The sequence below is a fragment of the Neisseria sp. P0021.S005 genome (assembly GCF_051956955.1).
The window spans coordinates 1-3,039 of sequence record NZ_JBQCWY010000367.1; the positions used below are offsets into that span (position 1 = coordinate 1).

Annotated in this window: 1 protein-coding gene; it reads right to left on the reverse strand. The window is 52.4% G+C overall.

The genetic code is table 11. The features are described 5' to 3' along the window. Window positions 1-40: 40 nt before the first annotated feature. Complete coding sequence (gene infB, locus ACTHUE_RS14250) at window positions 41-2,932, reverse strand: translation initiation factor IF-2 (protein WP_070695335.1); 2,892 nt, start codon at window positions 2,930-2,932, stop codon at window positions 41-43. Between the last annotated feature and the right edge of the window lie 107 nt (window positions 2,933-3,039).

Genomic DNA, 3,039 nt, shown 5'->3' on the forward strand with positions numbered 1-3,039 from the left:
TTGCAAAACCTGCTTCTGATTTTTCAGACGGCCTGTCTGATTACAGAGTACGGGCAACTTCGACGATGTCGAAACATTCGAGTTGGTCGCCTTCCATAATCTCGTTGTAGCCTTTGAGCATCAGACCACACTCGAAGCCCATGCGGACTTCTTTGACGTCGTCTTTGTAGCGTTTCAAAGAAGACAGTTCGCCGGTATGGATAACCACGTTGTTGCGGATGAGGCGGACATGGGAATCGCGTTTGACCACGCCGTCGGTAACCATACAGCCTGCAATATTGCCGACTTTGGATACGCTGATAACCTGACGGATTTCGACCGTGCCGGTTACTTGCTCTTTCTCTTCCGGAGAGAGCATACCACTCATGGCGGCTTTCACGTCGTCAATGGCATCATAAATGATGTTGTAGTAACGGATTTCCACGTTTTCATTCTCAGCTAGTTTGCGTGCGGAAGCATCTGCACGGACGTTAAAGCCGATGATGAATGCGCCGGAAGCAATGGCCAAGTTGACATCAGATTCGGTAATGCCGCCCACGCCGCTGTGCAACACGTTCACTTTCACTTCGTCGGTGGACAGTTTTTTCAGGCTGCCCGCCAAAGCTTCGTAAGAACCTTGTACGTCTGCCTTAATGATGACAGACAAGGATTGGGCTTGGTTTTCGCCCATGTTGTTGAACATGTTTTCCAGTTTCGCAGCCTGTTGTTTGGCCAAGCGCACGTCGCGGTATTTGCCTTGACGGAAGAGGGCGATTTCGCGCGCTTTTTTCTCGTCGGCCAACACCATTGCATCTTCGCCTGCGTTCGGTACGTCGGACAAGCCGAGGATTTCGACAGGGATAGAAGGGCCGGCTTCATTGATGGCTTTGCCGTTTTCGTCAACCATTGCACGGATTTTACCGAATGCAGTACCGGCCAGCAGCATATCGCCTTTTTTCAGCGTACCGCTTTGAACCAGCAATGTGGCAACCGCGCCGCGGCCTTTGTCCAAACGTGCCTCAACAATGATACCTTTGGCAGGTGCATCGACTGGGGCAGTCAGTTCCAAAACTTCAGCTTCGAGCAAGACGGCTTCGAGCAATGCATCGATGTTCAGGCCTTTTTTAGCGGAAACGTCGATAAACTGTACATCGCCGCCCCATTCGTCAGGCACGACTTCGTGCGCAGTCAGCTCTTGGCGGATACGCTCTGGGTTGGCGGCTTCTTTATCGATTTTGTTGACGGCAACCACCATCGGTACGCCCGCAGCTTTAGCGTGGGCAATGGCTTCGATGGTTTGCGGCATCACGCCGTCGTCGGCTGCAACCACAAGAATCACGATATCGGTTGCTTTCGCACCGCGCGCACGCATTGCGGTAAACGCTTCGTGACCCGGAGTATCCAAGAAAGTAATCACGCCGCGAGGGGTTTCAACGTGGTATGCACCGATGTGTTGGGTAATGCCACCCGCTTCGCCTTGTACCACTTTGGCGCGGCGGATGTAGTCCAGCAGGGAAGTTTTACCGTGGTCAACGTGACCCATCACGGTAACAACCGGTGGACGCGGCAATGCTTCGGCTTCTACTGCTTCAACGCCTTCATCCAGGAATGCTTCAGGGTCGTCGGCTGCAGCAGGTTTGCCGATGTGGCCGAGTTCTTCCACCACAATCAGGGCAGTGTCTTGGTCGATGGATTGGTTGATGGTTACCATCATGCCCATTTTCATCAGGGCTTTAACCACTTCGACGCCTTTAACGGCCATTTTGTGTGCCAAATCGGCAACGGTAATGGTTTCAGGTACCAAAACTTCGTGTACGACAGGTTCGGTTGGTGCTTGGAAGGCGTGTTGGTTTGGCTCAAGTTTGAGTTTTTTGCCTTTTTTGCCGCCGCGTACGCGCTCGTCGTCGCCAGTGCGTGCATTGCGGTCACGTCCGCCTTTGCCGCCTTTGCCTTTAGCATTGCGGCCTTGAATGTCTTCATCACGCTCACGACGGTCTTCTTTTTTACCGCGCACGTTGTGTTCGGATTTGCCTTCGCCGGATGCTGCTTTGGCTTTCTCGGCAGGTTTGTTGCGTTCGCCTGATTTGGCTTCTTTCGTAGGTTTTGAGTCTTGAGCGGCCTGTTGTTTCATGGCTTCGCGGCGTGCTTGACGCTCTTGTTTTTCTTTCAACAAAGCTTCTTGATGCGCACGCAGGGCGGCGGCACGACGGGCCTCTTCATCGCGTTGAGCCTGTTCTTCCACGCTGACGACAGGTTGCGGTACGGCAGGAGCGACAGGTTTGGCTGCCTTTTTCGCTTCTTTGCCTTTGCCGCCTTTGTCTTGTTTGGCTTTGGCAGTTTTTTTGGCTTCGGCTGGTTTTTCAGCTTCAACGGATTTTTCAGACGGCTTGTTGTCTGCTTTAGCCTCAACTTTTGCTTCGGCCTTGGCTTCTACGGCTTCAACCGGTTTGGCTTCTTCTTTTTTGGCTTCGGCAGGTTTGCCTTCCGCTTTTGGTGCGGTTTTGGCTGCTTTCAGTCTGGCTGCTTCGGCCTCTGCTTTAGCACGGGCTTCGGCTTTGGCGGCAGCTTCTGCTTCAGCTTTGGCTTTTTCTTCGGCAGCTTGGGAGGCTGCTTTTTCTGCTTCGGCTTTTTGGTTTTCCGCTGCTACTTTGGCTTTGGCTTCCGCTGCCAATTCTTCGGAAGAAGGAATAGTAACGGCACGGCTGCGGCGGCGTGTTTCTACTTTTACGCCGTCAACGGTGCTGACTTCGGTTTTTTTGCGGCGGATGCTGATGGTGCCGCTGTTGCTGCCGTTTTTCTTTTGCAGGTAAGCGGTCAGCAATTGTTTGTCGTCAGTGGTTATGCTGTCATTACCGCTGTTTTTATTGACCCCGGCTTCTTTCAATTGTTTAAGCAAATCATCGACGGGGCGGTTTAGTTCGGCGGCAAATTGCGCTACGGTTGTATTACTCATTCAGTACCCCCTTAGTTGTTTTCTTCAGTAAACCAGTGTTCGCGTGCAGCCAAAATCACTTTTTTGGCTTCTTCTTCGTCAACACCGGTAATTTCGACCAATTCGTC